Annotated in this window: 26 protein-coding genes and 1 pseudogene; 18 read left to right on the top strand and 9 right to left on the bottom strand. The window is 56.5% G+C overall.

Annotated features, from left to right (window positions below; genetic code table 11):
* Positions 1-3: 3 nt before the first annotated feature.
* The 3 genes from yjiA (at position 4) to ABLU50_RS17525 (ending at position 2218) form a co-directional block, all read left to right on the top strand.
* Positions 4-960 carry a GTPase gene (gene yjiA, locus ABLU50_RS17535; protein ID WP_017899128.1) on the top strand — a complete coding sequence of 319 codons (957 nt, stop codon included), beginning with the start codon at positions 4-6 and terminating at the stop codon, positions 958-960.
* Between the two features lie 392 nt (positions 961-1352).
* A complete protein-coding gene (locus tag ABLU50_RS17530) occupies positions 1353-1898 on the top strand; it encodes a YfaZ family outer membrane protein (protein ID WP_004204167.1) in 546 nt (181 codons plus the stop codon).
* Complete coding sequence (locus ABLU50_RS17525; RefSeq protein ID WP_004204165.1) at positions 1898-2218, top strand: hypothetical protein; 321 nt, start codon at positions 1898-1900, stop codon at positions 2216-2218. Before ABLU50_RS17530 ends, ABLU50_RS17525 begins: the two co-directional genes overlap by 1 nt.
* A 48-nt stretch (positions 2219-2266) precedes the next feature.
* Here ABLU50_RS17525 and ABLU50_RS17520 read toward each other — a convergent pair whose 3' ends face one another.
* Together ABLU50_RS17520 and ABLU50_RS17515 are read right to left on the bottom strand one after the other, a co-directional pair.
* Complete coding sequence (locus ABLU50_RS17520; RefSeq protein ID WP_087832653.1) at positions 2267-3637, bottom strand: NAD-dependent succinate-semialdehyde dehydrogenase; 1371 nt, start codon at positions 3635-3637, stop codon at positions 2267-2269.
* A 159-nt stretch (positions 3638-3796) separates the two neighbouring features.
* Positions 3797-4711, bottom strand: coding sequence for an Rpn family recombination-promoting nuclease/putative transposase (locus ABLU50_RS17515; protein ID WP_048294120.1), 915 nt, complete (start codon positions 4709-4711; stop codon positions 3797-3799).
* Positions 4712-4926: 215 nt separating this feature from the next.
* Here ABLU50_RS17515 and ABLU50_RS17510 point away from each other — a divergent pair, with 215 nt between their 5' ends.
* From ABLU50_RS17510 to ABLU50_RS17475, 8 genes are all read left to right on the top strand, one after another.
* The gene (locus tag ABLU50_RS17510; RefSeq protein WP_085846576.1) at positions 4927-5742 is read left to right on the top strand and encodes an AraC family transcriptional regulator; all 816 of its coding nucleotides are present in this window, start codon (positions 4927-4929) and stop codon (positions 5740-5742) included.
* A 47-nt stretch (positions 5743-5789) separates the two neighbouring features.
* Positions 5790-6452, top strand: coding sequence for a LysE family translocator (locus tag ABLU50_RS17505; RefSeq protein WP_049092928.1), 663 nt, complete (start codon positions 5790-5792; stop codon positions 6450-6452).
* Complete coding sequence (locus ABLU50_RS17500; RefSeq protein ID WP_087832652.1) at positions 6445-7737, top strand: DUF445 domain-containing protein; 1293 nt, start codon at positions 6445-6447, stop codon at positions 7735-7737. Before ABLU50_RS17505 ends, ABLU50_RS17500 begins: the two co-directional genes overlap by 8 nt.
* A gap of 53 nt (positions 7738-7790) precedes the next feature.
* Complete coding sequence (mdtM, locus tag ABLU50_RS17495; protein ID WP_176391535.1) at positions 7791-9038, top strand: multidrug efflux MFS transporter MdtM; 1248 nt, start codon at positions 7791-7793, stop codon at positions 9036-9038.
* Positions 9039-9063: 25 nt separating this feature from the next.
* Entirely contained in the window at positions 9064-9303 is a 240-nt protein-coding gene (locus ABLU50_RS17490; RefSeq protein ID WP_004204157.1) for a DUF2164 domain-containing protein, read from the top strand.
* Between the two features lie 97 nt (positions 9304-9400).
* Entirely contained in the window at positions 9401-10552 is a 1152-nt protein-coding gene (locus tag ABLU50_RS17485) for a double-cubane-cluster-containing anaerobic reductase (protein ID WP_087832650.1), read from the top strand.
* Positions 10553-10561: 9 nt separating this feature from the next.
* A complete protein-coding gene (yjiL, locus tag ABLU50_RS17480) occupies positions 10562-11329 on the top strand; it encodes a putative 2-hydroxyacyl-CoA dehydratase activator YjiL (RefSeq protein WP_057213281.1) in 768 nt (255 codons plus the stop codon).
* Positions 11326-11580: a DUF3343 domain-containing protein gene (locus tag ABLU50_RS17475; protein ID WP_323084023.1), complete on the top strand. Its 255-nt coding sequence runs from the start codon at positions 11326-11328 to the stop codon at positions 11578-11580. Before yjiL ends, ABLU50_RS17475 begins: the two co-directional genes overlap by 4 nt.
* Here the strand turns inward: ABLU50_RS17475 and ABLU50_RS17470 are convergent.
* The 4 genes from ABLU50_RS17470 to ABLU50_RS17455 all read right to left on the bottom strand — a co-directional run bounded on the left by ABLU50_RS17470 (position 11577) and on the right by ABLU50_RS17455 (position 14498).
* Positions 11577-12641 carry a DUF2955 domain-containing protein gene (locus tag ABLU50_RS17470; RefSeq protein WP_004204153.1) on the bottom strand — a complete coding sequence of 355 codons (1065 nt, stop codon included), beginning with the start codon at positions 12639-12641 and terminating at the stop codon, positions 11577-11579. The genes ABLU50_RS17475 and ABLU50_RS17470 overlap by 4 nt on opposite strands.
* The gene (locus ABLU50_RS17465; protein WP_004204152.1) at positions 12631-13698 is read right to left on the bottom strand and encodes an HlyD family secretion protein; all 1068 of its coding nucleotides are present in this window, start codon (positions 13696-13698) and stop codon (positions 12631-12633) included. The genes ABLU50_RS17470 and ABLU50_RS17465 overlap by 11 nt, the downstream gene beginning before the upstream one ends.
* A 6-nt stretch (positions 13699-13704) precedes the next feature.
* On the bottom strand, positions 13705-14169 hold the full coding sequence (locus tag ABLU50_RS17460; RefSeq protein ID WP_065697283.1) for a MarR family transcriptional regulator: 465 nt from the start codon (positions 14167-14169) through the stop codon (positions 13705-13707).
* Between the two features lie 164 nt (positions 14170-14333).
* Positions 14334-14498, bottom strand: a complete 165-nt coding sequence (locus ABLU50_RS17455) for a DUF1127 domain-containing protein (RefSeq protein WP_023319656.1) — start codon at positions 14496-14498, stop codon at positions 14334-14336.
* Between the two features lie 176 nt (positions 14499-14674).
* Between ABLU50_RS17455 and ABLU50_RS17450 the strand changes: the two genes are divergently transcribed.
* Positions 14675-16087, top strand: a complete 1413-nt coding sequence (locus ABLU50_RS17450; protein WP_087832649.1) for a PLP-dependent aminotransferase family protein — start codon at positions 14675-14677, stop codon at positions 16085-16087.
* Between the two features lie 76 nt (positions 16088-16163).
* Here the strand turns inward: ABLU50_RS17450 and ABLU50_RS17445 are convergent, their stop codons facing one another.
* Positions 16164-17093 carry a 5'-nucleotidase gene (locus ABLU50_RS17445; protein WP_072421097.1) on the bottom strand — a complete coding sequence of 310 codons (930 nt, stop codon included), beginning with the start codon at positions 17091-17093 and terminating at the stop codon, positions 16164-16166.
* Positions 17094-17316: 223 nt separating this feature from the next.
* Here ABLU50_RS17445 and ABLU50_RS17440 point away from each other — a divergent pair, with 223 nt between their 5' ends.
* The 4 genes and pseudogenes from ABLU50_RS17440 (at position 17317) to symE (ending at position 23597) form a co-directional block, all read left to right on the top strand.
* Positions 17317-19740 carry a DEAD/DEAH box helicase family protein gene (locus tag ABLU50_RS17440; RefSeq protein WP_087832648.1) on the top strand — a complete coding sequence of 808 codons (2424 nt, stop codon included), beginning with the start codon at positions 17317-17319 and terminating at the stop codon, positions 19738-19740.
* A 74-nt stretch (positions 19741-19814) separates the two neighbouring features.
* Entirely contained in the window at positions 19815-21284 is a 1470-nt protein-coding gene (locus ABLU50_RS17435; RefSeq protein WP_087832647.1) for an N-6 DNA methylase, read from the top strand.
* Positions 21284-23047 carry a restriction endonuclease subunit S gene (locus ABLU50_RS17430; protein WP_117434976.1) on the top strand — a complete coding sequence of 588 codons (1764 nt, stop codon included), beginning with the start codon at positions 21284-21286 and terminating at the stop codon, positions 23045-23047. The genes ABLU50_RS17435 and ABLU50_RS17430 overlap by 1 nt, the downstream gene beginning before the upstream one ends.
* 214 nt (positions 23048-23261) lie before the next feature.
* Positions 23262-23597, top strand: a pseudogene (symE, locus tag ABLU50_RS17425) (endoribonuclease SymE).
* A 55-nt stretch (positions 23598-23652) separates the two neighbouring features.
* On the opposite strand, the gene fosA reads toward symE, so the two are convergent.
* Both fosA and ABLU50_RS17415 read right to left on the bottom strand, forming a co-directional pair.
* Positions 23653-24075, bottom strand: coding sequence for a FosA5 family fosfomycin resistance glutathione transferase (gene fosA, locus ABLU50_RS17420; RefSeq protein WP_023319651.1), 423 nt, complete (start codon positions 24073-24075; stop codon positions 23653-23655).
* The gene (locus ABLU50_RS17415) at positions 24069-24977 is read right to left on the bottom strand and encodes a LysR family transcriptional regulator (protein ID WP_057213274.1); all 909 of its coding nucleotides are present in this window, start codon (positions 24975-24977) and stop codon (positions 24069-24071) included. Before ABLU50_RS17415 ends, fosA begins: the two co-directional genes overlap by 7 nt.
* A gap of 86 nt (positions 24978-25063) precedes the next feature.
* On the opposite strand from ABLU50_RS17415, the gene ABLU50_RS17410 reads away from it, so the two are divergent.
* Positions 25064-25846, top strand: coding sequence for an NAD(P)H-dependent oxidoreductase (locus ABLU50_RS17410; protein ID WP_023319649.1), 783 nt, complete (start codon positions 25064-25066; stop codon positions 25844-25846).
* A 141-nt stretch (positions 25847-25987) separates the two neighbouring features.
* Positions 25988-26572, top strand: a complete 585-nt coding sequence (locus tag ABLU50_RS17405) for a TetR/AcrR family transcriptional regulator (RefSeq protein ID WP_040235876.1) — start codon at positions 25988-25990, stop codon at positions 26570-26572.
* Positions 26573-26577 lie beyond the last annotated feature (5 nt).

The raw sequence follows: 26577 nt of genomic DNA, 5'->3' as shown, positions 1-26577 counted from the left end.
ATAATGGCACCGATTGCAGTCACCCTACTCACCGGTTTTCTCGGCGCAGGAAAAACCACCCTCCTGCGCCATATCCTGAATGAGCAGCACGGTTTCAAAATCGCCGTGATTGAAAATGAATTTGGCGAAGTCTCCGTTGACGATCAGCTGATCGGCGACCGCGCCACGCAGATCAAAACCCTGACCAACGGCTGCATCTGCTGTACGCGCTCCAACGAACTGGAAGACGCCCTGCTCGATCTCCTCGACAGCCGCGATCGCGGCGAAATCGAGTTTGACCGGCTGGTGATTGAGTGCACCGGCATGGCCGACCCGGGGCCGATTATCCAAACCTTTTTCTCCCATGAGGTGCTTTGCGAGCGCTATCTGCTGGATGGCGTGATCGCCCTGGTGGATGCGGTCCATGCCGACCAGCAGATGGATCAGTTCACCATCGCCCAGTCGCAGGTGGGCTACGCGGACCGCATTTTGCTGACCAAAACTGATGTAGCCGGCGATACCGAAAAGCTGCGCGAACGCCTGGCGCGCATCAATGCCCGGGCGCCGATTTATACCGTCATTCATGGCGATATCGATCTAAGCCAGCTGTTTAACACCAGCGGCTTTATGCTGGAAGAGAAGGTCGTTAACAGCACACCGCGTTTCCACTTTATGGCCGAGAAGCAAAACGACGTGTCATCAATCGTGGTTGAGATGGATTACCCGGTGGATATCAGCGAGGTATCACGGGTAATGGAAAACCTGCTGCTCTCCTTCGCCGATCAATTGATGCGCTATAAAGGGATGCTGTGGATCGACGGCGAGCCGAATCGGCTGCTGTTCCAGGGCGTGCAGCGCCTCTACAGCGCCGACTGGGATCGCCCGTGGGGCGATGAAACGCCGCACAGCACGCTGGTGTTTATCGGCATTCAGTTGCCGGAAGAGGAAATTCGCGCGGCGTTTGCCGGGTTACGACGCTAACCTACCCGCCTGCGCGCTAAGGCGCAGGCCCCCTTCTCTCACCGCACATCGTCAAAGACAGGAACAAAACGTCGTCATCGCGTCGAAAAATGTAAATCAACGTTTTTATAAGTAACAGTAGAAACATTTTTGGAAATAATAAGAAACTAAATGAATAGGATCCTTAATAATTAATGCCCGCCCTGTTCAGTTTCTGTTTAGCTCACCCATTAAACCTCTGCTAAACAGACCAAATTTCATGATTGACCTCGCCGTAACCCAACGTCTTTACAACATTATCAAAACACACCGCTGACAAAACCAGCATAAAAAATCGACGTAAGTCACATTTGCAGAGGTAAACATCGATTGTTAAGGTGCCCTCAGACAAATTTAATGACGAGGAGCAAACCATGAAAAAGCTTAACATCCTTATTGTTGCTGCCCTGACTGCGGTCTCTGGTTCCGCCATGGCAATGGGGTTTACCGTTGAACAAGGTAAGAATTTTACCAACCTGAATATGGAAATGGGTAAATCCTCTTCCGGCCTGTATGCCGAAAGCCACTGGCTGAAGAATACCGATGACGGTAGCCAGACCGGCGGCGTTGGCGCGGGTTACAATCTGGAAGTGGGCCCGGTGATGCTCAACGCTGGCGCGAAAGCTATCTATCTGGGACCGAAAAAAGGCGATAACGGCGTCGCGTTTCCGGTCGGCGGCGGGGTGAACGTGGCCCTGACCGACAGCATCCACGTATTTGGCGAAGGGTATGTCGCGCCCGACGGCCTGAACAACAGCGTGAAAAACTATGTTGAAGCGAACGGCGGCGTGAGCTGGTCCCCGGTTGGTCCATTGACCCTGAAGGTGGGTTACCGTCACGTGAGCGTTGACGGCAAAGAGGGCCGCCCAAACCACACCCTGATTGACGGCGCCTACGTAGGCGGCGGGGTTACCTTCTGATGAAATCACGTCTCGCCGCGCTCTCTGCGCTGAGCCTGGCGTTGCTGCTGACCGGCTGCACTCAGTATACCTGGGTGAAGCCGGGTTTAAGCGATGCCGAGATGCATAAAAAGCTCACCGAATGTGAAGCGCAGGCCCTGGTCGATCTCCCGCCGGATAACGTGGTGACCGGGTCCAGTTCAGAAAAAACGGACAAAAAGCAAAAGAAACAGGATGTTGAAACAAGTTATACGGTAGAAGACGCGAATGAATATCAGCGGGAGACCTTAGTCGACAGCTGTATGTTCAAAAGCGGCTGGGATAAAGTCGAAGTGCAATAAATCTATTATAAAAAAACCTGCCGGATGGCAGGTTTTTTTATGACCGGCCTAGCGGCGCACCACCACCAGCTTCTGGTTCACGAACTCTTTGATCCCGAGATCTGAGAGCTCCCGGCCATAACCGGAACGCTTCACGCCGCCAAACGGCAGTTCGGGCGCGGTATCGGTCAGCCAGTTGATATAGACCATCCCGGTTTCAATGGCGGATGCTATCCGTTTGGCGCGTTCGATGTCCTGACTGAACACCGCGCCGCCCAGGCCATAGTGAGAATCATTGGCAAGCGCAATCGCCTCCTCATCGTTTTTCACCACGTAGATCTGCGCCACCGGGCCAAAGAACTCTTCGAAGTACGCCGGGTTGTCACGGGTGATACCGGTCAGGATAGTGGGTTCAAAGAAGTTGCCTTCCCGCGCCACCGCTTTGCCGCCCAGATGCAGCGTGGCGCCGTTTTTGACCGCCTCGTCCACCTGCTTGCTCAAGGTTTCCAGCGCATCTTTAGAGGAGAGTGGCCCCAGCGTGGTGCCTTCATCCAGCGGATCGCCTATTTTTACCTGGCGAAACGCCTCGCTAAATTTCGTCAGAAACGACTCAGCGATGCTCTCATGCAGAATAAACCGCTTGGCGGCAGTACACACCTGGCCGGCGTTATTCAGCCGCGCCTGGACGCCGATTTTCACCGCGCGATCGAGGTCGGCATCGTCGAGCACCACAAACACATCGTTGCCGCCCAGTTCCAGGGTCGATTTCTTAATATGCTTCGCCGCCTGCGCCGCCACCACGCTGCCAGCTTTTTCCGACCCGGTCAGCGCCGCCCCCTGCACACGGTCGTCGGCGATAATCTTCGCCACCTGATCCTGAGAGATAAACAGATTGGTCCACGCCCCTTCCGGTGCGCCGGCCTCGCGCACCAGATGAGCAAAGGTCTCCGCGCAGTGCGGCACGATGCTGGCGTGTTTGGCGATAACCGGGTTCCCGGCCGCCAGGTTTGGCGCCAGGACGCGCATCAGCTGGTAATAGGGGAAGTTCCACGGCTCTACCGCCAGTAAGACGCCGATGGGGTGGTGCTCAACCCAGGCTTCACCCAGTTCGGAGGGATACTTCACCGGCGCCAGGAACGATTTGGCGTTATCGGCGTAATAGCGGGCGATTTGCGCGCACAGTTTCACTTCGCCGCGGCTCTGCTTAATGAGTTTCCCCATCTCCTGGCTGGCGATTTTCGCCAGATCTTCCACCCGGCTGTCGATCAGATCCGCCAGCTTATGCAGCACCGCCAGGCGCGGTTCGATATCCCCTTTCGCCCAGGCAGAATGATAGAGCGCATCCGCCTGCCGCAGCGCCGCCTCCACGTCCGCATCGCTGTGCGCCGGGTACGTTTTAATAAGCTGATTGTTCGCAGGATTCACCGTCTGATAGGCCATATCGCATGTCTCCTTGTTATCGCTATAAAGGCAGTCAAAAATGCCGTTAAGGATATTAAGGGTAGTCGAGATGGCTGGCGATGCGGGTAAAGTTAGGTATATCCGGAATATTCCATAACGGTGGTTAACCGGGGCGACCGTCATGCCGCCCCGGCGTTATCAATGCGCCAGCGCGGCGACCTCATCGGCGGTCAGGCCGGTGATTTTCACCACCGTCTCGCGGGCAATGCCGTCGGCCAGCATCCTCTGGGCAATGCGCAGCGCCTCGGCATGCTGTCCCTCCTGCCGGCCTTCCCGTTTGCCTTTTCTGCGGCCCACTTCCTGTATTCGTTCGGCGATGGTCATCAATCTCTCCCTGTGCTGAGGAACCCGTTGTGCCACTTTGTGGATAAACCGGCCAAAGCGGCGCGCGTTGCCAGTGTGCAGCAGATAATTAAACAGCGTTTTTATCTGCCTGTCATTAGCGTCACCGCTAAGTAAAATCGTCGTCAGTTGCTCAACAATCCCCATTAAATCGCGCTGGCGAATATGCTTCTGTATCAGCTCGAGTAATGCCACGCGCCGGTGACGAACGATCTCATCGTCGGGGATCACCGTGATATCCACCAGCGGAAAGGGCGAGGCATAAAGCTCCCACGCCAGCGGTGGATCGGCAAAGCAGTCCAGCCAGTTGAGCGACCACGGGTATGGCGTGGTCGCTCCGTGATAGAACAGCATCGGCACCACCAGCGGCAGTCTGGTATGACCGCTATCCAGATGGCGCTGCATCGCGGCGATGGCGTAGCGCATCAGGCGGAAGGCCATCTGCGCATCCGGCGAGCTCTGATGTTCGATAACCACATAAATGTAGCCCTCGCCAGACGCGGTTTTGAGTGACCACAGCACATCGGAGTACCAGGCCCGCAGGCTCTCCTCGATAAAGCTTGCCGACTCCAGCTGTAAGGTATCGAGGTCGCAGCGCTGACGCAGCGCAGGCGGTAGATGGATCGCCAGGAAATCACGGGCGATGTCGGCCTGAGTGAGAAACTGTTTAAACACCGCATCATGCGGCGTCGAGGTGGTGCCCTTTGCCATCGGCTCATCCCTGCCTGCTTATCCTGCAGGGACTCTACCTCCCATGAATGTCTCTGGCACCCCGGAAACCGGGATTTTACATTCCGCGACGAAAACATATTTCCCCGGACTGCAAGCGCGACATCCTTTTTCGACGCGGTACGCAAATCCCGGCGGGCGACAGCCTCGGCGCAGCATGTTATAAACGATTTATCCCCTCAGCAAAGGTCGATGCGGTGAACCATACCCGAGATATTCCCCAAACCTTCTGGCGAGACGATCGCCTGCCGTGGCTGGAGCTGCGCAGCACCTGGCGCAGCCGTCAGGCCTATAAGCGCCACAGCCACCCGCAGCTCTCGGTGGGGGCGATTATCGACGGTGAAACGCGCTGCCTGTGCAATGGACAGGAATATCTCCTGCAGCCCGGGGATCTGATCGTGATCCCGCCGCACGCGCCGCATAGCTGTAATCCGCTGCGTGACCAGCCGCGCAGCTATCATATGCTGTACCTGGAGGCGGCATGGTGCCATGCGCAGCGTCCGGATATTCCCCCTACCGTCAGCATGGCTTCGCCGCAGCCGCTGCTGCGCGACAGCCCTCTCTTTGCCTGCTTCCAGCAGATTGTCGCCCTGATGAGCCGCGGCTGCATTGAGCAACTGCCCGCCCGGGTGGCGCAGCTCCTGCACGCGCTGCCGCTGTGCGCCGCCGCGCCGCAGGCGCCACATCACGTCAGCGCCCTGCTGTTTCAGCGCCTGGCGACAGATCTGCCGGCGCCGCCATCTCTGGATAAACTGGCCCACGATAGCGCGCTACGTAAAGAGACCGTTATCCGCGCTGTGAAACAGGATACCGGCCTGACGCCCGCCAGTTTGATCAATATGGCGCGCATTGAATATGCGAAAACGCGCTTACGCGCCGGGGACCCTATCGCCGACGTCGGCTATCAGGCCGGCTTTGCCGATCAGAGCCATTTCCATAAAACCTTCGTCAGCTATACCGCCGCCACGCCGCGGCAGTATGCGCACAGCAGATCAATTTCCGACAATAAGTAATTTTCCACCTGGCGTAGGGTGGCCTCAGCACCATTATCGAGGCCACTATGCATACCTTATCGACTCTCTTCCCCGCCGCCTTCCCGGCGTTAGCCCTGTCCCACTTTGTCGCCCTGCTCAGCCCGGGCCCCGATTTTTTTCTGCTGGTCGGTTACGCTGTACGCTACCGGATCCGCGGCAGCCTCGGACTGTGTCTCGGCATCGCCGCCGGCAATGCGCTGTATATTGTTCTGGCCATCGTTGGCTGGGGACTTCTGCGCCAGGCGCCGCTGCTGTTTTTACTCATCGAGCTGTTGGGCGCGGGCTACTTACTGTGGATTGGCAGCCTGCTGATTCGCAGCCGTCCCGCGGCGCTGGCGGTGGAGAGCGTTCGCACATCGCGTCCGGGGTTCGGCAAGCAGCTACTGCTGGGGCTGGGGTCATCGCTGCTCAACCCGAAGAATGCGCTGTTTTATCTGGCGCTGATGACCTCCCTGCTGGGGCCGGCGGTCACCCTGCTGCAGCAAACGGTGAGCGGGCTGTGGATGGTCAGCGTGGTGTTCTTCTGGGATTTACTGCTGGTGAGCGCGATTGCGCTGCCGCAGGTACAGCGCCGCCTGAGCGCCATCGTCTGGCGGGTCGAGCGGGCTGCGGGGGCGATCCTGATGATGTTCGGTCTGTGGATTATCTGGCGATTTTTGCACGACCTCGCCGTCAGGTTATATGCTTAAGTTTATGGAAAAACTCGCTGAACTGAAACGCGCCAAACTGCTGGCGCTGTCGCTGCTGCTGATCGCCGCCGCGCTATTTATTACCACCCTGCTGCTGCCGCCGACGCCGTGGGTCAGCGCGCTGAAGGCCATTTCCGAAGCGGCGATGGTCGGGGCGCTGGCCGACTGGTTTGCGGTGGTGGCCCTGTTTCGCCGTATTCCGCTGCCCTTTGTCGCCCGCCATACCGCGATTATCCCGCGCAACAAAGATCGCATCGCCGACAACCTCGGCCGCTTCGTTGAGGAGAAGTTCCTCGATACCCCGTCGCTGGTGGCGCTGATCCGCCGCTATCAACCAGCGCTGATGCTCGGCAACTGGTTCAGCCAGCCTGAGAACGCCCGGCGGGTTGGCCAACACCTGCTGCAGGTGATGAGCGGTTTTCTCGAACTGACCGATGACGCCCGCATTCAGCGCCTGCTGCGGCGCGCGGTGCATAAGGCGATCGATAAGGTCGACCTGACGCAAACCAGCGCCATGATGCTGGAGGGGCTGACCCGCGACAACCGCCATCAAAAGCTGCTGGATTCGCTGATAAATCAGCTGATCGCCCTGCTGCAGCGCGACAGCTCCCGCGCCTTTATCGCCCGCGGCATCGTGCGCTGGCTGGAGACCGAACACCCGCTGAAGGCCAGGCTGTTACCCACCGAGTGGCTCGGCGAGCACAGCGCCGAGATGGTCACCGACGCCGTGAATACCCTGCTGGACGAGGTCACCCACGATCGCACCCACCAGATCCGCCAGACCTTTGACCGCGCGACGCAAAAGCTAATCGATAACCTGAAAACCGACCCGGAACTGGCGCAGAAGGCCGATAACATCAAAGCCTGGCTGAAAAATGATGAGACCTTCAACCGCTATCTTGGCGAAGTGTGGGGCGACCTGCGCGGCTGGGTAAAAAACGATATCAGCAGTGACGACTCGCGTATCAAGCAGCGCATCGCCGAGGCCGGCCAGTGGTTCGGTGAAACCTTACTCCGCGACGACGCGCTGCGCGAATCGCTCAACGAACACCTGGAGCAGGCGGCGCATCGGGTGGCGCCGGAGTTCGCCACCTTCCTCACGCGGCATATCAGCGACACGGTGAAGAGCTGGGACGCCCGCGATATGTCGCGGCAGATCGAGCTCAACATCGGTAAAGATCTGCAGTTCATCCGCATCAACGGCACCCTGGTGGGGGGAACCATCGGCCTGTTGTTGTGGCTGCTCTCGCAGATCCCCTCGCTGCTGCATCTGCATATTGGTTAGCAATGATACTATCTGAACAATAGCGCTGATAAATATTCCACAGGGAGGGCGAGATAATGCACCGGATGACCCACTGGCTAACCCGGCACGCCGCCGCGCTGTTCTTCCCGGCGGCGCTCATTCTGTATGATTTTTCCGCCTATCTCACCACCGACCTGATCCAGCCGGGGATCCTCCACGTGGTGCGGGATTTCAACGCCGATGTGGCGCTGGCTCCAGCCTCGGTGAGCCTGTATATGGCTGGCGGCATGGCGCTCCAGTGGCTGCTTGGGCCGCTCTCTGACCGGATCGGACGGCGTCCGGTACTGCTCACCGGCGCGCTGATTTTCACCCTCGCCTGCCTGGCGACGCTGTTCACCACCTCCATGACTCAGTTCCTGATTGCCCGCTTCGTGCAGGGCACCAGCATCTGCTTTATCGCCACCGTCGGCTACGTCACCGTACAGGAAGCCTTTGAGGAAAATAGGTCGATCAGGCTGATGGCGGTGATCACCTCCGTCGTGCTGGTGGCGCCGATCGTTGGCCCGCTCTCCGGCGCGGCGCTGATGCATTTTATCCACTGGAAAGCGCTGTTCGGCATTATCGCCGCCATGGGGCTGGTGGCCTGGCTGGGGTTGCTGTTGACCATGCCGGAGACGGTGCGCCGGGGCGAGGTGCCGTTCAGCCCCCTGGGTGTGCTGCACGATTTTCGCGCCGTCTTTCGCAACCGCATCTTTTTGCTCGGCGCCGCCACGCTGTCGCTGAGCTATATTCCGCTGATGAGCTGGGTGGCGGTATCGCCGGTGATTTTAATGGACGCCGGCGGGCTGACCACCAGCGAGTTCGCCTGGAGCCAGGTGCCGGTCTTCAGCGCCGTCATCATCGCCAACCTGTCGGTAGCGCGCTGGGTAAAAGATCCCACCCGTCCGCGCTTTGTGCTGAGCGCGGTGCCGGTACAGATGCTCGGCCTGGCCATCCTGATCGTTGGGAATCTGGTATGGCCGCACGTCTGGCTGTGGTCGGTGCTCGGCACCTGCTTCTACGCCTTCGGCATCGGGCTAATTTTCCCGACGCTGTTCCGCTTTACCCTCTTTTCCAACGACCTGCCGAAAGGCACGGTTTCCGCCTCGCTGAATATCGTGATCCTCAGCGTCAGCGCCTTATCGATTGAAGGCGCGCGCTGGCTGTGGTTCCATGGCGGGAGACTGCCCTTCCACTTGTTAGCGGTGGCCGCCGGGCTCGTCGCCGCCTGCTGCCTCGCCGGTCTGTTACGCCACCAGCGTCAGTGTGCGCAAGCGGTCATTGAAGCCCGGCAGTCGTGACCCCTTTTACGGAGAAAGCCCCATCATGAGTGAGATTGAACTCAGCCCGGCGCAGCGTGACCTGCTGCGCGACAGGCTCAGCAAGTACTGCGAAGAGACGTTTAACCTCGAGCTGGAGCAGTTTGACGCCGAATTTTTTGTCGACTTTATCGCCCAGGAGCTGGGGCCGCTGTTTTACAACGCCGGTATCGAAGAGGCCATCCGCACCCATCTGGCATGGAGCGAGCGGATCCAGGAAGAGATGGATTTAAAGAAGGTCTATTAACGCCGCGCGCAGACGCAGGAGATCAATAAAAGCATACAAACAACAGGGTTATAATGGCGACTCTTTCAGCATCTCCCGTGTACGGGGAAGGAAAACCATGTCGCTTATCACCGATCTACCCGCCATTTTTGACCAGTTCTCGGAAGCTCGCCAAAAGGGCTTTCTCACCGTCATGGATCTTAAAGAGCAGAACGTGCCGCTGGTGGGTACCTACTGCACCTTTATGCCCCAGGAGATCGCTATGGCGGCGGGGGCCGTGGTGGTCTCGTTGTGCTCCACCTCCGATGAAACCATCGAGGAAGCGGAAAAAGATCTGCCGCGCAATCTGTGTCCGTTAATCAAAAGCAGCTACGGCTTCGGCAAAACCGATAAATGCCCCTACTTCTATTTCTCTGACCTGGTGGTCGGGGAAACCACCTGCGACGGCAAAAAGAAAATGTACGAGTACATGGCCGAGTTCAAGGCGGTCCACGTGATGCAGCTGCCGAACAGCGCCAGCGACGCGGCCTCCCGCGCCCTGTGGAAAGCAGAGATCCTGCGCCTGCAGCAGGTGATTGAGGCGCAGTTTGGCGCGCCGATTAGCGAGGCGGCGCTGCGCGAGGCCATCGTGCTGAAAAACCGTGAACGCCGGGCGCTGGCCCACTTTTATCGTCTCGGGCAGCTCAATCCGCCGGCGCTCAGCGGCGGCGACATCCTGAAAGTGGTGTACGGCGCCACCTTCCGCTTCGACAAAACCGCGCTGATTGACGAGCTCAACGCTATGGCGGAGCGCATCCGTCAGGAGTGGCGGCAGGGTAAACGGCTGGCCACCCGCCCGCGCATTCTGATCACCGGCTGCCCGATCGGCGGCGCGGCGGAGAAAGTGGTTCGCGCCATCGAAGAAAACGGCGGCTGGGTGGTAGGCTATGAAAACTGCACCGGCGCGAAGGCCACCGAGCGCTGCGTGGCGGAAGAGGGCGACGTCTACGACGCCTTAACCGACAAATATCTCGCCATCGGCTGCTCCTGTATTTCCCCTAACCATCAGCGCCTGCAGCTGCTGAGCCAGATGGTGGAGGAGTACCAGGCCGACGGGGTGATCGACGTCATTCTGCAGGCTTGCCATACCTATGCCGTGGAATCGCTAGCCATTAAACGCCATCTCCGCCAGCAGCACGACCTTCCTTATATGGCGATAGAAACCGACTATTCGACAGCGGACCTCGGACAGCTCAGCACCCGCGTCGCCGCCTTTATCGAAATGCTGTAAGGAGCACGCGTGATCTACACGGTTGGTATTGATTCCGGCTCCACCGCCACGAAAGGCATCCTGCTCGCGGACGGGGTGATTACGCGTCGTTTCCTCTGCCCGACCCCCTTTCGCCCCGCCGACGCCATCCATGAGGCCTGGGAGACGCTGCGCGCTGGCCTCGTGGAAACGCCCTTTTTAACCCTCACCGGCTATGGTCGCCAGCTGGTGGATTTTGCCAATAAACAGGTGACGGAGATTTCCTGTCATGGTCTCGGCGCCCGCCTGCTGGCGCCGGACACCCGCACGGTGATTGATATCGGCGGCCAGGACAGCAAGGTTATCCAGCTGGATGCCGGGGGCAACCTCAGCGACTTTCTGATGAATGACAAATGCGCCGCCGGCACCGGCCGCTTTCTGGAGGTCATTTCACGCACCCTCGGCGCCAGCGTCGAACAGCTGGACGCCATTACCGACGGCGTGGAACCGCATGCCATCACCAGCATGTGTACGGTATTCGCCGAATCGGAAGTCATCAGCCTGCGGTCGGCGGGGGTCGCGCCGGAGGCGATTCTGGCGGGGGTGATTAACGCCATGGCCCGGCGCAGCGCGAACTTTATCGGCCGCTTATCAGCGCAGGGGCCGCTGCTGTTTACCGGCGGCGTCAGCCACTGCGCCGCCTTTGCCCGCATGCTGGAAAGCCATGTCGGCATGGCGGTGACAACCCATCCCGACGCCCAGTTCGCCGGGGCGATCGGCGCGGCGCTGATCGGCCAGCGCCAGCGGAGGCGCGGATGACAACGTTTCTGTTTTTATTTCATTCCACGGTGGGAGTGGTGCGAACGCGCAAAGCCCTGCAGGCGGCGGGAATGACCTTCGAGGTCAAAGATATTCCCCGCCAGCTGCGCAGCGGCTGCGGGCTGTGCATCCTGCTTGAGGGGACGGTAGCCGACGCGCGAGCCTGGATCGTCCCGGAACAGACGGCGGCGTTGTATCAGCAGGACGGGGAAGCGTGGCGCTGTCTCGCCACCTTCCCACCGGCAGGTTAATCGCTTACCACAAAGCGCGTCGCCGCAAAGCAGTTCAGCAGACGGTGCATAAGAAAAACCAGGGTCAGCGTGACCACCAGCGAGACCGTCACCGAGGTGATGCGGTACAGATCGCTGAACACCAGATCCTGATAGGGATGCAGGTTCTGGCCAAACATAATGCCGATGGTGGTAATGCTGGCGAAGCCCACCCCGGCGCCCACTTTCTCCATCACGTGCAGGCGGGCGCTAAAGGCCAGCCCGAGGCCAATCAGCGGCATCATCAGGATCATGTGATTGCTGAAGTCATAGATAATCAGCTGCACCACCAGAATATAGAGACAGGCCAGCACCACCCCCGCCACGCGCCAGATCGAGCTGATCACCGCCCCGCGATAGTGCATCGGGAACAGGATCAGGATCCCGGCCATCAGCGCCGACAGCGAGTCGCTGAGATCGCAGATCTGAAACACCACGAAGATGATCGTCGCCACCGTGCCGGAGAGCAGCGACTCGTGGCGGATGCGGGCGGCGTCTTTTTCAATGCGCGGCGGCGGCTTGCGCGGTTCGACGTCCGGGATCAGGTAATGCAGCAGCGCGCTCAGCGCCACCGCCAGCACGCACGCTTCCATGTTGGAGAACATCAGGGTGTGCCAGTTGCTGGTCGGGTAGCTCATAAAGTTGAGCATCGTGCTCTGACACACCACCCCCATCGACCCCAGCAGAAACAGCGGCCCCTGGCTCATAAAGCGAAAACGCATCACGTACAGGGCGAACACCACCAGCGTCATGATCACCGGCCATTGCGACAAATAACCGACAATCAGCACCATTTCGACGCAGTTCACCGCCGCGCTGAACACAAACTGGCGGGCGACGTGGCGGTTGAACACCGGCACCAGCGACATCAGCATCAGCGGATACACCACAAAAAATACGCCGTACTGCACGTCGTAGAAGGTGGAGATGCTGAGCGCAATGGTCCCGGCCACGGCGATACGCACCGTCTGGCGAAAATCATTCGCCGTGTAGACGATATTGCCGTGCGGGGTAAAGACGTGCGCCAGGGTATTAATAGACATAGTGCAACCAGCTCACCAGATGGATCTGCAGGCCGGCGAAGGTGCGGGCGAAAGGTCCCTCGCTATTGTACAGCTGCACCGTGGCGCGGGCGCCGGTCGGCAGCGGTTTCGCCAGCGGCTGATCCAGCGCGACGTGAATGCGCATTCGCTGGGCATCACGCACCCAGCGGGTGGACTGTTCCGGCTGCGACAGCTGTCCGTTAACCGCCTCCTGCCCCGCCAGAATCCCGGCATCGCTGCTGGTCACGTGCGCCGGGAAAACTTCCCCCGGCAGGGCGTCAAAAACCACCGCCGCATCGGTGTTTACCGCGGTGTGGCGCAGGCTTTTCTCACGGAAGTCAGCGACGATATCGGTATTGTTGTTGACCAGCGCCAGCACGGCCGTGGCCGCGGTGGCGTAGATCCCCGGGTTAAGCTGCAGGTTGCTAACCATGCCGTCAGTTTCCGCACGCACTTTGGTCCAGGCCAGGTTCAGCTGCGCCTCCTCCAGCGCGTTGCGGTATTTCTGCAGGGTGACGTTGCGCTTATCGTCGCGCTCGCCGCGCTGGATCAGCAGGTTCTGGATCTGCGCGTTCAGCGCCGAGACCGACTGCTCGCTGGTCTGCCAGGTGGTCCGCACCTTGTCGAGATCGGACTGCGACACGTTCTGCATGGTGCTCAGGCGCTGATAGCGATCGAGCGTGACCTTATCGTTACGGGCGGTGTACTGCGCGGTGCGCAGGTTGGCGCGGGCGGCAGCGATTTGCGCGTCCAGCTGCTGGTTGCTCAGTTTCGCCTGTTCAAGGGCGATCTGTGCCGCTTCAACTTTATTAATGAATGGCGTTGGGTCGAGCTCATACAGCAGGTCGCCCTTTTTCACCTGGCTATTGTTATGCACGTAGACGTGCGAGACATAGCCGGAGACCCGCGACGAAACCGGGGTCACCACGCGCATGACGGTGGAGTCCGGCGTCAGCGGGATCCAGATATCGGCAACGATAAACCAGGCGAATATTCCCAGAAAAGCGGCAATACTCACCCGTACCCAGCGGGCAAATTTTTGTTCAGGCGTCATCATAGTGTGTTAGATCTTGTTATCTTCTTCGCGGATATTCCGCAAACGGCAGGCGATTTGATTTAACGTGGCGCTGAAGGTGACGAGGTCGGCCTCCGGGATGGTCTGGGTTACGCGCTCCTGATAGGTCTCGATCACGCGGCTCAGTTTTTCCAGAATAGCCCGCCCCTCGGCGGTCAGCGTCAGCAGGCGAATGCGTTTGTCATATGGCGATGTGGAACGCACCAGATAGCCCTGCTTTTCCAGTAATGAGAGGGTGCGCGTAAGCGGCGGCAGTTCAATTCCCTGCACCTCCGCCAGCTCGCTGACCGAGACGTTGTCCCCCAACTGATGCAGCTGCATCAGCACCGTCCAGCTGGACTGGGTGAGTCCAGTATCGGTGATAGCGGAGTCAATAATCGCGCGCCACTGGCGCACCACCATGGCCATCCGCATCCCCAGCGGGCGGCGGGCAAACAGTTCGTCTTCAGTCACAGCTTTTCCTCTCATTGTTGAGAAGAAAATAATACTTATCAGGGTAAGTATCAAGAAACGGAAGGTCGCGTCGCATCAATTGATAAATTTCGTGAATGTTTCCCCGGCGTTGCCAGCGCTTACCGGGGCAAAGAAGAAGTGATGCCTGAAAAAAACCGCACTTTTTAATTGATCTGATCCCGACGCAGGCCGATATCTTTCAGCTGTTCGTCGCTCATTTTCTGCAATGCTCTGCGCGTTTGCTCCTGAAGCCACCATTTTTTGACAAACCGTACCAGCAATACGAAACCGATAAATGGCTGTCTTGCCCTGTTCTCATGAAATTCCATCCTCTACCTCCTCACCTTGCCAGAGACTTTATCTTCACGGATTTGGGGGGAGGAATACAGATTCACAAAACACTTTTCTTTAACATACAGATTGGCTAAAACGTACAGCAGACCGCAATTTTTCCTGCCATCTGTACTGGTTATTCCATCTGTATGGCGACAATTAAGGATACAGCATGACCCGCTATCAACATCTTGCGACGCTGCTGGCCGAACGCATTGAACAGGGCCTGTATCGCCACGGCGAAAAGCTGCCGTCGGTGCGCAGCCTGAGCCAGGAGCACGGCGTCAGCATCAGCACCGTCCAGCAGGCCTATCAACTGCTTGACCAGCAGCAGATGATTGTGCCGCAGCCGCGATCGGGCTATTTCGTCGCCCCCCGCAAGGCCCAGCCGCCGGTGCCGCCGATGTCGCGTCCGGTGCAGCGTCCGGTGGAGATCACCCAGTGGGATCAGGTGCTGACCATGCTCGACGCTCGCTACGATAAAACGATCATCCCCTTCGGCGGCGGCTCGCCGGACGTGACGCAGCCAAGCCTGAAGCCCATCTGGCGCGAACTGAGCCGGGCGATCCAGCACAACCTCACTGAGGTGTTGAACTATGACGAATTGGCCGGGCGCCGCGAGCTGCGGGAGCAGATCGCCCGCCTGATGCTCGACGGCGGATCGGTGGTGACTGCCGACGATCTGGTGCTCACCAGCGGTTGCCACAGCGCGCTGTCGCTGGCCCTGCTGTCGGTGTGCCAGCCAGGGGACATCATCGCCGTGGAATCCCCCTGCTACTACGGCACCATGCAGATGCTGCGCGGACTGGGATTAAAAACGATTGAGATCCCCACCGATCCGGAAACCGGGATCAGCATCGAGGCCCTGGAGTTGGCGCTGGATCAGTGGCCGATCAAAGGGGTGATCCTGGTGCCGAACTGCAACAACCCGCTGGGATTTATCATGCCGGACGCCCGCAAGCGCGCGGTGCTGAACCTGGCCCAGCGCCACGATATCGTTATTTTCGAGGATGATATCTACGGCGAGCTGGCTACCGAATATCCGCGCCCGCGCACGATTCACTCCTGGGATATCGACGGCCGGGTGATGCTCTGCAGCTCCTTTACCAAAACCATCGCCCCCGGCCTGCGCATCGGTTGGATAGCGCCCGGGCGCTACTACGACAAGCTGCTACAGATGAAGTACGCCGCCAGCGGTACTAACGTCCCTTCAACACAGCTGGCGGCCTTTAACTTTATTCGCGAAGGCCATTATCACCGCCACGTGCGGCGGATGCGGCAGATCTATCAGCGCAATATCGAGATCTATACCTGCTGGCTGCGGGAGTTTTTCCCCTGCGGGATCTGCGTCACCCGGCCGAAGGGCGGTTTTATGCTGTGGGTGGAGCTCCCGGAGCAGGTGGATATGGTCTGCGTCGCCAAACAGCTGTGCCGGCTGAAGATCCAGGTCGCGCCGGGGTCGCTGTTTTCCGCGGCGGGCAAGTATCGCAACTGCGTCAGGATCAACTGCGCCCTGCCGCCGACCGAGAAACATAAAGCGGTGATGGTGAAGCTGGGAGAAGCGGTGAAGGTGGCGATGGAGTGATTATTTTAACTAAAAGCAGCAAGTAATATATCATATATGCCCCAAAATATCGGGGCCTTATATTTTAATTACACCATTATCTTTTATTCGTCACACCAAATGGTATATGCACAGAAGGTAAAACAGATGCTGAAGGTTCAAGATGGAGACGCTGATCATCAAAGAACATATGTGGCTGCATAATTTCAAGGATTTTGTTCTTTTCTACCCCGCCCATAAAGAATGCTTCATTAACATTGATCCCCCACGCTCTCATCGTATTGATCATTCTCTTGTGTGAAGGCGCGTTTCTCGCCGTTACAATTGAAATGCGAAGAATACGTCTATACGCTGGATCTTCTCTCTCTAATTCTTCTTCCATCTTCTGAATATCAGATATACGTTGAAGAAAATCTTTCAATGGTCCGGGATTATGAGTCTCATTGACATGTTGAGCTTCATAATTATGAAAATCTGCAAGCACATGGCTTTTTTGGTATACAGCTTCCGCAGAATCATCTGCGATAACTCCATCAAAGTCGAATGCAATTCTAAGTTCATGATCCTGAACATCATCCTTAATATTCCCCTTAAGAATCTGACCTGCAGGATACCCAGCCATTACAGCCTGATTAACATCTTGAGAATTTGCGGAGAGAAACAACTCAATATCCAATGCTGGGATATATTTATGTGGAGACTGACCTTGAAGGAAAACAGCCCGGGTAATACCTAACCCGTAACTTTCAATTGAATTCATTACCCTCAACCCGGTATCTGGATCGTTTCTTGATAAGAGGATAACTTCTACAGGAGGATTACTTGGGTTAATTTTATTCAATGTTAAAAGACGTCTAATGAAAGGAAATGCAACACCTTTCCCTAAGAGCTTATCTTGATTTTCACGCTGAAATTTCCTGTACTCGTCCTCGCCTTTTGTTCGAAATATTTCATCTGATTCATCTAAATCAAAAAGCGCGCTTGATGCCAAACCTATAACTAATCGGGAAGATAAATCATAAGGCATATACACAGTCTCCAGATATAAACTTAACCTTACTGATTATTACAAACGGAAGTATATTGATAAAAAACGTCTGCAATCAAAGATTACTAATATAACGCTCAATGTTGTTGAATGTATAGTTTATCGAAATCAGCATATAATGTGATCTATATCACCTAAAGCTATCCATATAATCTTTTTTTTATGTAGAATCAGAGCTATCCGATTCTATCGAGAATACCCAATGGCTGACCTGAACCTGAGTACCCTGACGGAAGCAGACATCATCACTAAACGCGTTATGCCCGCCATCCTCGGTGCTGGCTGGAGCGACACAACGCAAATCAGACAAGAAGTCAAACTCCGGGACGGCAAAGTCATCGTGCGCGGTAAGGTTGCGGCGCGCAGAACGGTGAAATCCGCCGATATCGTGCTCTACCACAAATTAAACATGCCCCTGGCGGTGATCGAAGCCAAAGCCAATAAACATGAAATCGGCAAAGGCATGCAGCAGGCGCTGGGCTATGCCCACCTGCTGGATATTCCCTTTGCGTTTGCTTCTAACGGCGATGGCTTTATCTTCCATGATAAAACGGCAACCGGCGAGATTGAGCGAGAAATTACCCTCGATGAATTCCCAACACCTGACGAATTGTGGCAAAAATACTGCGTCTGGAAAGGCTACACCGAAGCCCAACTTCCGGTAATTACCCAGGACTACTACGACGACGGCAGCGGCAAAGCGCCGCGTTATTACCAGCTACAGGCCATCAATAAAACCATTGAAGCCGTTTCCGGCGGGCAGAACCGCGTTCTGCTGGTGATGGCGACCGGAACGGGGAAAACCTACACCGCCTTCCAGATAATCTGGCGCTTATGGAAAGCGAAAAGTAAGAAGCGGATCCTGTTCCTCGCCGATCGCAATATTCTGGTCGATCAGACCAAAAACAACGACTTCCTGCCGTTTGGCACGGCAATGACCAAGCTCACCGGTCGCACCATCGACCCGGCATTTGAAATCCATCTCGCGCTCTACCAGGCCATCACCGGCCCGGAAGAAGATCAAAAAGCCTTTAAACAGGTGGCCCCGGATTTCTTTGACCTGATTGTGATCGACGAATGCCATCGCGGCAGCGCCTCGGAAGACAGCGCATGGCGCGAAATCCTCGACTATTTCAGCGCCGCCACGCAGATTGGCTTAACCGCCACGCCGAAAGAGACTCATGAAGTCTCCAGCACCGACTACTTCGGCGACCCGGTCTATATCTACTCGCTGAAAGAAGGCATCGAAGACGGCTTCCTTGCCCCTTATAAAGTGGTGCGCGTCGATATCGACGTTGATCTCCAGGGCTGGCGCCCAATTAAAGGCCAGACGGATAAAAACGGCGAGCTGATCGACGACCGCATCTACAACCAGAAAGATTTTGATCGCACGATGGTGATTGATGAGCGCACCGAACTGGTGGCGAAAACCATCACCGATTACCTCAAGCGCACCAACCCGATGGATAAAACCATTATCTTCTGTAACGACATCGATCACGCGGAGCGGATGCGCCGCGCGCTGGTCAATCTCAACCCAGAGCAGGTCAAGAAGAACGACAAGTATGTGATGAAAATCACCGGTGATGACGACATCGGCAAAGCCCAACTGGATAATTTTATTAACCCCAAAAAGGCCTATCCGGTTATCGCCACTACCTCCGAACTGATGACCACCGGCGTCGACGCAAAGACCTGTAAACTGGTGGTGCTGGACCAAAACATTCAGTCGATGACCAAGTTCAAGCAGATCATCGGCCGCGGCACCCGCATTGATGAACGCTACGGCAAGCTGTGGTTCACTATTCTCGATTTTAAAAAGGCCACTGAACTGTTCGCCGACGAGCGCTTTGACGGCATCCCGGAAAAGGTGATGGACACCACGCCGCAAGATATCGCCGACCCGGAGTCTGATTTTGAAGAGCAGTTCGACGAGCACGAAGAAGAGACCGAAGACGATGTCATCGGCGCCAATGAAGATCCCGCGCCGTATACCGTTACCGGCTCAGATGATGTCGGCCCGCTGCCGGAAGACGACGAGAACAAAGTGCGCAAGTTTCACGTTAACGGTGTTGCCGTCGGCGTGATTTCCCAGCGCGTACAGTATTACGATGCCGACGGCAAGCTGGTCACCGAATCCTTCAAAGACTACACCCGCAAAACGCTGCTCAAAGAGTACGCCTCACTGGATGATTTCACCCGCAAATGGCAGGGCGCCGAGCGCAAACAGGCCATCATCAAGGAACTGGAGCAGCAGGGGATTATCTGGGAAGTGTTGGCGGAAGAGGTCGGTAAAGAGCTAGACCCGTTCGACATGCTGTGCCACGTGGTGTATGGTCAGCCGCCGTTAACCCGCAAAGAGCGGGCGGAGAACGTGCGTAAACGCAACTACTTCACCAAATACTCCGACGCCGCGCAGGCGGTGCTGAATACGCTGCTGGATAAATACGCCGATGCGGGCGTGCAGGAAATAGAGAGTATTCAGGTGCTGAAGCTTAAGCCGTTCGACAGCATGGGTACGCTGCCGGAGATCATTAAAAGCGGATTCGGCGACCGTAACGGGTATAATCAGGCCATCAGCGAGCTGGAGAGCGAAATCTACCACCTACCGCCCCGCTCCGCGTAACCTTTCCCCCTTTGCGCCTTCTGCTGCCACCGTGTAGCAGAAGGCCTTATTGTTAATGAAACATGGAACACATCATGTCAATCAGCTCGGTTATCAAATCATTACAGGACATTATGCGCAAAGACGCCGGCGTGGACGGCGATGCGCAGCGCCTCGGCCAGCTCTCCTGGCTGCTGTTTCTGAAAATCTTTGACGCCCAGGAAGAGGCGCTGGAACTGGAGCAGGATAACTATCAACTCCCCATTCCGCAGCGCTACCTGTGGCGCACATGGGCGGCGAACGCCGAAGGCATCACCGGCGATTCCCTGCTGGAGTTCGTCAACGATGACCTGTTCCCAACGCTGAAAAACCTCACCGTCCCCATCGATAAAAATCCGCGCGGCTTTGTGGTCAGACAGGCGTTCAGCGATGCCTATAACTACATGAAAAACGGCACCCTGCTGCGTCAGGTGATCAACAAGCTCAACGAAATCGACTTCACCAGCGCCAGCGAGCGCCACCTGTTCGGCGACATTTACGAACAGATCCTCAAAGATCTGCAATCGGCGGGCAATGCCGGTGAGTTTTATACCCCGCGCGCCGTCACCCGCTTTATGGTCGATCGCGTCGATCCGAAGCTCGGCGAGTCGATTATGGACCCGGCCTGCGGCACCGGCGGCTTCCTCGCCTGCGCGTTCGATCACGTAAAAAACAACTACGTGAAGAGCGTGGCCGATCACCAGACGCTGCAACAGCAGATCCACGGCGTGGAGAAAAAACAGCTCCCGCACCTGCTGGCGACCACCAACATGCTGCTGCACGGCATCGAAGTGCCGGTGCAAATCCGTCACGACAACACCCTCAACAAGCCGCTGTCGTCGTGGGATGAACAGCTGAATGTGATCGTCACCAACCCGCCGTTCGGCGGCACCGAAGAAGACGGCATCGAGAAGAACTTCCCGGCAGAGATGCAGACTCGCGAAACGGCGGATCTGTTCCTGCAACTGATCGTTGAAGTGCTGGCTAAAAACGGCCGCGCAGCGGTGGTGCTGCCGGACGGCACGCTGTTTGGCGAAGGCGTGAAAACCAAAATCAAAAAGCTGCTCACCGAGGAGTGCAACCTGCACACCATTGTGCGCCTGCCGAACGGCGTGTTTAACCCGTACACCGGGATCAAAACCAACCTGCTGTTCTTTACCAAAGGCCAGCCGACCAAAGAGATCTGGTTCTACGAGCACCCGTACCCGGCGGGCGTGAAGAACTACAGCAAAACCAAGCCGATGAAGTTTGACGAATTCCAGGCCGAGATCGACTGGTGGGGCGACGAGGCCGACGGCTTCGCCAGCCGCGTCGAGAACGAACAGGCGTGGAAGGTCAGCATCGACGAGGTGATTGCCCGCAACTTTAACCTCGATATCAAAAACCCGCACCAGGCGGAAACCGTCAGCCACGATCCGGACGAACTGCTGGCACAGTACGCGAAGCAGCAGGAAGCAATCCAGACCCTGCGCCACCAGCTGCGCGATATCCTCGGCGCGGCGCTCTCCGGTAAGGAGGCCAACTGATGGCGGTGGAAAAACTGATTGTCGATCATATCGACACCTGGACCACGGCGCTGCAGACCCGCTCCACGGCCGGGCGCGGCAGCTCGGGTAAGATCGACCTGTACGGCATTAAGAAGCTGCGCGAGCTGATTCTTGAGCTGGCAGTGCGCGGTAAGCTGGTGCCGCAGGATCCGAGCGACGAACCGGCGTCGGAACTACTGAAACGCATTGCGGCGGAAAAGGCCGAGCTGGTGAAGCAGGGAAAAATTAAAAAGCAGAAGCCGCTGCCGGGGATTAGCGAGGAAGAAAAACCGTTTGATTTGCCGGTGGGGTGGGAGTGGGTGCGATTAGAAGATGTTACAGATAATATCCATTATGGATATACCGCATCAGCCGATGTAACAAAAAAAGTAAAGTTATTGAGGATTACTGATATCCAAGATGATAAAGTCATTTGGCGCAATGTTCCGGGTTGTGAAATAAAGGATAGCGATATTGAACAGTATCAGCTCCAACCTAATGACATTGTCATTGCCAGGACTGGCGGAACGGTCGGGAAATCTTATCTTGTTGATGACCTTCAGTATATTGCTGTTTTTGCCTCATACCTAATACGCCTTAAATATATAAAATTCACAAATGCAAACTATACTAAAATCTTCCTAGGTAGCCAATTATACTGGTTACAATTATATAACGGAGTTACTGGTACTGGTCAGCCTAATGTAAATGGAAATACATTAAAAAAAATGTTTTTCCCACTGCCACCAAGTAGTGAGCAAAATAAAATATGTTCAAGAGTTCAAACATTATTGAATCTCTGCGACCAACTGGAACAACACTCCCTGATCAGTCTGGACGCCCATCAACAGCTGGTTGAAACCCTGCTAACCACGCTAACCGACAGCCAGAACGCCGATGAGCTGGCCGAAAACTGGGCGCGTATCAGCGAGCATTTCGACACGCTGTTTACCACCGAAGCCAGCATAGACGCCTTAAAACAGACCATTCTGCAACTGGCGGTGATGGGTAAACTGGTGTCGCAGGACCCGAACGATGAACCGGCCTCTGAACTGCTCAAACGTATTGCGCAGGAAAAAGCGCAATTGGTGAAAGACGGGAAAATTAAAAAACAAAAACCGTTGCCGCCGATTAGTGATGAGGAAAAACCATTTGAATTGCCGGATGGGTGGGAATGGGTCAAATTAGGAAACATACTTCATGATATAAAATATGGAACTTCTCAAAAATGTGATTATAATATTTCAGGCTATCCTGTTCTAAGAATCCCTAATATTGTAAAAGGCATTATCGATCTTACCGACATAAAGTATGGCGCATTAACCGATTCTGAATTAAAAGATCTTACACTGAATGAAAATGATCTTTTATTTATAAGATCTAATGGCAGCACTAATATAGTCGGTCAAAGTACATTAGTTCAACACGATCTAAAAGATCATGCTTATGCTGGCTATATAATTAGAGTGCGGCTACATAATAAATATATTAATGCCAGATATATAAATATGGTAATGAAAACAAATTTAATACGCGAGCAAATTGAAGGCCCTATCAGAACTACTACAGGTGTCAAAAACATTAATTCAAATGAACTTATGGGACTTCTTGTGCCCCTTCCACCGAAAAATGAACAAGGCATAATCATTAAACAAATTATTAATATAGATACAACTTTATCTAATTTGAAAGTTAGCATTCAATCCGCCCAACAAACACAGCTCCACCTGGCCGACGCCCTCACCGACGCCGCCATAAATTAACTCGCCCCCAGAAACCAATAAAGCGGCTAAATAGCCGCTTTATTCTCATCATCAAAAATAATATTCCTATTCATCAAGTCGTTATTTTCATTGATTTTCAGCTGGACTTTCTTTCTATTCCCTGATGATATGTACAGGTATTTATCGCAAGGCACCCGTGCTGCAACACGCGCGCCTTGCTAATCACAATCACTATTCATAGGAAATAACCATCATGACTACCCCGCATTCTATTGCAGAATTCACTGTTCCAGAAGTCTCCCCGGCAGTTAGTCGTCAATTAACCGTGAGTTATGCGACTCGTCATCCTGATTATCAGCGTATTCCGGCGTTGACCATGAAGGGTTAGTGGCTGGAGGCGGCAGGTTTTGCCACCGGAACCGCAGTGGATCTCAAGGTAATGAACGGTTGTATCGTGATTACCGCCAAACCAACAGAGCCGGAGCTCACCGCCGCTTTGCGTCAGGTCAGCAAGCTGTCGGCGCGTAAGCAAAAACAGGTACAGGCGTTAATCGACGCCATCCCCGGGCAAAAGCAGAAGCTGGCATAGTTTATTCTCCCCGGTGGCGCTGCGCTTACCGGGGCTACCGGTTCCCAGTTACCACTTACTCATCATCAAAAAACACCATCCCCTTATACGGCTGCTCGCGGCAGGCGGCCAGGCGCTGGGCGAGACTGCCGACGTGCAGCTCCAGCTTGTGGCCGTCGGGGTCGAGGAAATAGTGCGAGGCGCCTTCGCTACGGTTCAACTTCCACACCGCCACGCCGGCAACCTCAAGGCGAGCTGCGAAGCGGGCGAAATCCGCTTCGCTGATGCTAAACGCATAATGGGTGTAGTCGCTCTCCTCCGGCGGAGTGACACGCCGCTGCGGATCCAGCGACAGGCACAGCCACAGATCGCCGCAGGAGAGATAGGCGCCGCTGTCCCAGCGGGCGTGCAGCGTCATGCCCAACAGCTGCTGATAAAACGCCACGCTCGGCGCCAGCTGGCTGACCGCCAGGGTCAGGTGATTCAGTCCGCTCAGCATGTCTGTTCCTCCAGTGAATTTACAATGAACTGGCGCAGCCATTGATGCGCCGGGTCGCGGTGCCAGCGCTCGTGCCACAGCATCAGCATCTCAAAGCCGGCGACCGCCAGCGGCGGCTCGACGACCACCAGCCCGCTCTGCCCGCGCACCAGCCGCTCCGGCAGGACCGCCACCAGATCGCTATTGCGCAGGGTCTCCAGCATAAACAGGAAATGTGGCACGGAAAGGACAACCCGCCGCGTCAGGCCAAGATTCGCCAGCGCGGTATCGGTCGCCGCGCTGAAGCCGCCTCCGTCCGGGGAGACGATCGCTTGCTCCAGCTGACAGAACGTTTCCAGACTCAGCCCTTGCCGCAGCACCGGATGTCCGGCCCGGCCCGCCAGCACGTAGCGCTCGCGAAACAGCAGGCGCTGATGCAGCCCCGGCGGCGCGCCCTCGCGAGTATGGAAAAAGAGATCCACTTCATCGCTGGCCGCCTGCTGCTCCAGCCGCGCCGGCTGGAGTTCGAATACCGCCAGCCGACTGCCGGGAGAGGCCAGGCGTAGCCTGCCCAGCATCGGCATGAGGGTCGCCGAAGCCATATAGTCCGTCGCCGCCACCCGCCAGGTCTCCGCCGCCGCGGCCGGATTAAAAGGTGCCACCGGCGCCACCGCCTGCTCCAGCGCGGCTAACGCAGCGCGCAGCGGCTGGCGAAGCTCATCGGCGCGGGCGGTGGGCTGCATGCCGCGCGGGCCCGGCATCAGCAGCGGGTCGGCGAACATCTCCCGCAGCCTGGCGAGTTGAATACTGACCGACGGCTGCGACAGATTCAGCCGCTGCGCCGCCCGGGTAACGTTATTTTCACTGAGCAGCACGTCGAGCGTGCGCAGCAGATTGAGATCCAGACGATGTAAATTAATCACAGCTATACCTGGGATTTAAGTAATTAATTTCTACTATAGCGCCAGCTTTCCTACTCTGCAGCTCTTCCCACTTCAGAGGTGATGTTATGAAAGTACTGCTGATTTACGCCCATCCGGAACCGCGCTCCCTCAATGGCGGTTTAAAAAATTTCGCCATCCGTCATCTGCTGCAGGCCGGTCATGAAGTCCAGGTCTCCGATCTCTACGCCATGCGCTGGAAGGCCGGGTATGACGCCGACGACAGCGGCGCGCCGCCGGTCGGCGAGTTCTGGCGTCCTACCCTGGACTCCAAACAGGCCTTTGCCCAAGGTACTCAAAGCGCGGATATCGCCGCCGAGCAGGAAAAGCTGCTGTGGGCCGATACGGTGATTTTTCAGTTTCCGCTGTGGTGGTTCTCGATGCCCGCGATCATGAAAGGCTGGATCGACCGGGTGTACGCCTGGGGCTTTGCCTATGGTGTCGGCGAGCACAGCGACCGCCACTGGGGCGATCGCTATGGGGAAGGCACCTTCGTCGGCAAGCGGGCGATGCTGATCGTCACCGCCGGCGGCTGGGCGGAACACTATTCACCGCGCGGGATCAATGGCCCCATCGACGACATTCTGTTCCCCATTCAGCACGGTATGCTGTTCTATCCCGGCTTCGAGGTGCTTCCGCCGCTGGTGTTTTACCGCACGGACAAAACCGATGCCGCGCAGTTCGCCGACCAGTGCGCCACGCTGGCCGAGCGGCTGGACACGCTGTGGCAAACCGAGCCCATTCCATTCCGCCGGCAAAATCATGGCGACTACCTGATCCCATCGCTAACGCTGCGTCCGGAGCTGGCGCCGGGGCAAAGCGGCCTGGCGGTGCACCTGGCAACGAAATAAACCTCAACGCGATAGCCCTTCCGGGTTATCGCTTTCATTAATATGACAATTTGTGAGCCTCCACGCATTAACGGCATCGCATCGCGCGAAGCCGCCTCTCATATTGATAGCGATCAAAAATAATCATACCGTCTGGTCGGTATGATTCCGGCCATGAACATGGAAGCCCAGCATCGTAAAAAAGATCCCGTCCGTCTCCACCGTCAGCTGCTTGAATCGGCGGCGATGATTGCCGGCCGGGACGGTATCGCCGCCCTGTCGCTGAACGCTGTCGCCCGCGAGGCTGGGGTCAGCAAAGGCGGCCTCCTGCACCATTTTCCCAATAAGCAGGCGCTGATTTTCGCTCTGTTCGCCAGGCTGCTGGCGATTATGGAAAAGGCGATTAGCGAACTGATGGCCGCCGATAACATCGCTTACGGACGCTTTACCCGCGCCTATTTGCGCTATCTGTCCAATCCGCAGTTGACGGACACGCACGAAAGCCGTCAGCTGATGGTGCTGTCGCTGGCGATGCCGGACGAACCGGTGCTGCGAAAATGCTGGCGCGACTGGATGCTGGATCATCTGGCGCAAGGCGATGCGCTGGATAACGGCCCAACCGGTACCCTGGTACGCTACGCCGCCGACGGTATCTGGTTATCGGAGCTGACCGAAGGGCGCACCATGAGCAGCGAACACCGCCAGTCGCTGGTGAACGATCTGACCAAAATGACGCTTCCCGCATGAAACGA

Origin of the sequence: Klebsiella sp. GG_Kp173 (genome assembly GCF_040062415.1) — a bacterium.
In the GTDB taxonomy this organism is placed as follows: domain Bacteria; phylum Pseudomonadota; class Gammaproteobacteria; order Enterobacterales; family Enterobacteriaceae; genus Klebsiella; species Klebsiella quasipneumoniae.
The sequence above is the reverse complement of the archived record's forward strand: the minus strand, read 5'-3'. Positions and strand labels throughout refer to the sequence as shown.

Coding starts and splice junctions, on each gene's coding strand:
- ABLU50_RS17445 (WP_072421097.1), bottom strand. CDS start 17,093: ATGCCTTATGATTTATCTTCCCGATTAGTTATAGGTTTGGCATCAAGC.
- ABLU50_RS17440 (WP_087832648.1), top strand. CDS start 17,317: ATGGCTGACCTGAACCTGAGTACCCTGACGGAAGCAGACATCATCACT.
- ABLU50_RS17470 (WP_004204153.1), bottom strand. CDS start 12,641: ATGTCTATTAATACCCTGGCGCACGTCTTTACCCCGCACGGCAATATC.
- fosA (WP_023319651.1), bottom strand. CDS start 24,075: ATGCTGAGCGGACTGAATCACCTGACCCTGGCGGTCAGCCAGCTGGCG.
- ABLU50_RS17500 (WP_087832652.1), top strand. CDS start 6,445: ATGCTTAAGTTTATGGAAAAACTCGCTGAACTGAAACGCGCCAAACTG.
- yjiA (WP_017899128.1), top strand. CDS start 4: ATGGCACCGATTGCAGTCACCCTACTCACCGGTTTTCTCGGCGCAGGA.
- ABLU50_RS17435 (WP_087832647.1), top strand. CDS start 19,815: ATGTCAATCAGCTCGGTTATCAAATCATTACAGGACATTATGCGCAAA.
- ABLU50_RS17430 (WP_117434976.1), top strand. CDS start 21,284: ATGGCGGTGGAAAAACTGATTGTCGATCATATCGACACCTGGACCACG.
- ABLU50_RS17475 (WP_323084023.1), top strand. CDS start 11,326: ATGACAACGTTTCTGTTTTTATTTCATTCCACGGTGGGAGTGGTGCGA.
- ABLU50_RS17455 (WP_023319656.1), bottom strand. CDS start 14,498: ATGGAATTTCATGAGAACAGGGCAAGACAGCCATTTATCGGTTTCGTA.
- ABLU50_RS17515 (WP_048294120.1), bottom strand. CDS start 4,711: ATGGCAAAGGGCACCACCTCGACGCCGCATGATGCGGTGTTTAAACAG.
- ABLU50_RS17410 (WP_023319649.1), top strand. CDS start 25,064: ATGAAAGTACTGCTGATTTACGCCCATCCGGAACCGCGCTCCCTCAAT.
- ABLU50_RS17505 (WP_049092928.1), top strand. CDS start 5,790: ATGCATACCTTATCGACTCTCTTCCCCGCCGCCTTCCCGGCGTTAGCC.
- ABLU50_RS17405 (WP_040235876.1), top strand. CDS start 25,988: ATGATTCCGGCCATGAACATGGAAGCCCAGCATCGTAAAAAAGATCCC.
- ABLU50_RS17485 (WP_087832650.1), top strand. CDS start 9,401: ATGTCGCTTATCACCGATCTACCCGCCATTTTTGACCAGTTCTCGGAA.
- ABLU50_RS17490 (WP_004204157.1), top strand. CDS start 9,064: ATGAGTGAGATTGAACTCAGCCCGGCGCAGCGTGACCTGCTGCGCGAC.
- ABLU50_RS17465 (WP_004204152.1), bottom strand. CDS start 13,698: ATGATGACGCCTGAACAAAAATTTGCCCGCTGGGTACGGGTGAGTATT.
- ABLU50_RS17525 (WP_004204165.1), top strand. CDS start 1,898: ATGAAATCACGTCTCGCCGCGCTCTCTGCGCTGAGCCTGGCGTTGCTG.
- ABLU50_RS17530 (WP_004204167.1), top strand. CDS start 1,353: ATGAAAAAGCTTAACATCCTTATTGTTGCTGCCCTGACTGCGGTCTCT.
- ABLU50_RS17450 (WP_087832649.1), top strand. CDS start 14,675: ATGACCCGCTATCAACATCTTGCGACGCTGCTGGCCGAACGCATTGAA.
- ABLU50_RS17520 (WP_087832653.1), bottom strand. CDS start 3,637: ATGGCCTATCAGACGGTGAATCCTGCGAACAATCAGCTTATTAAAACG.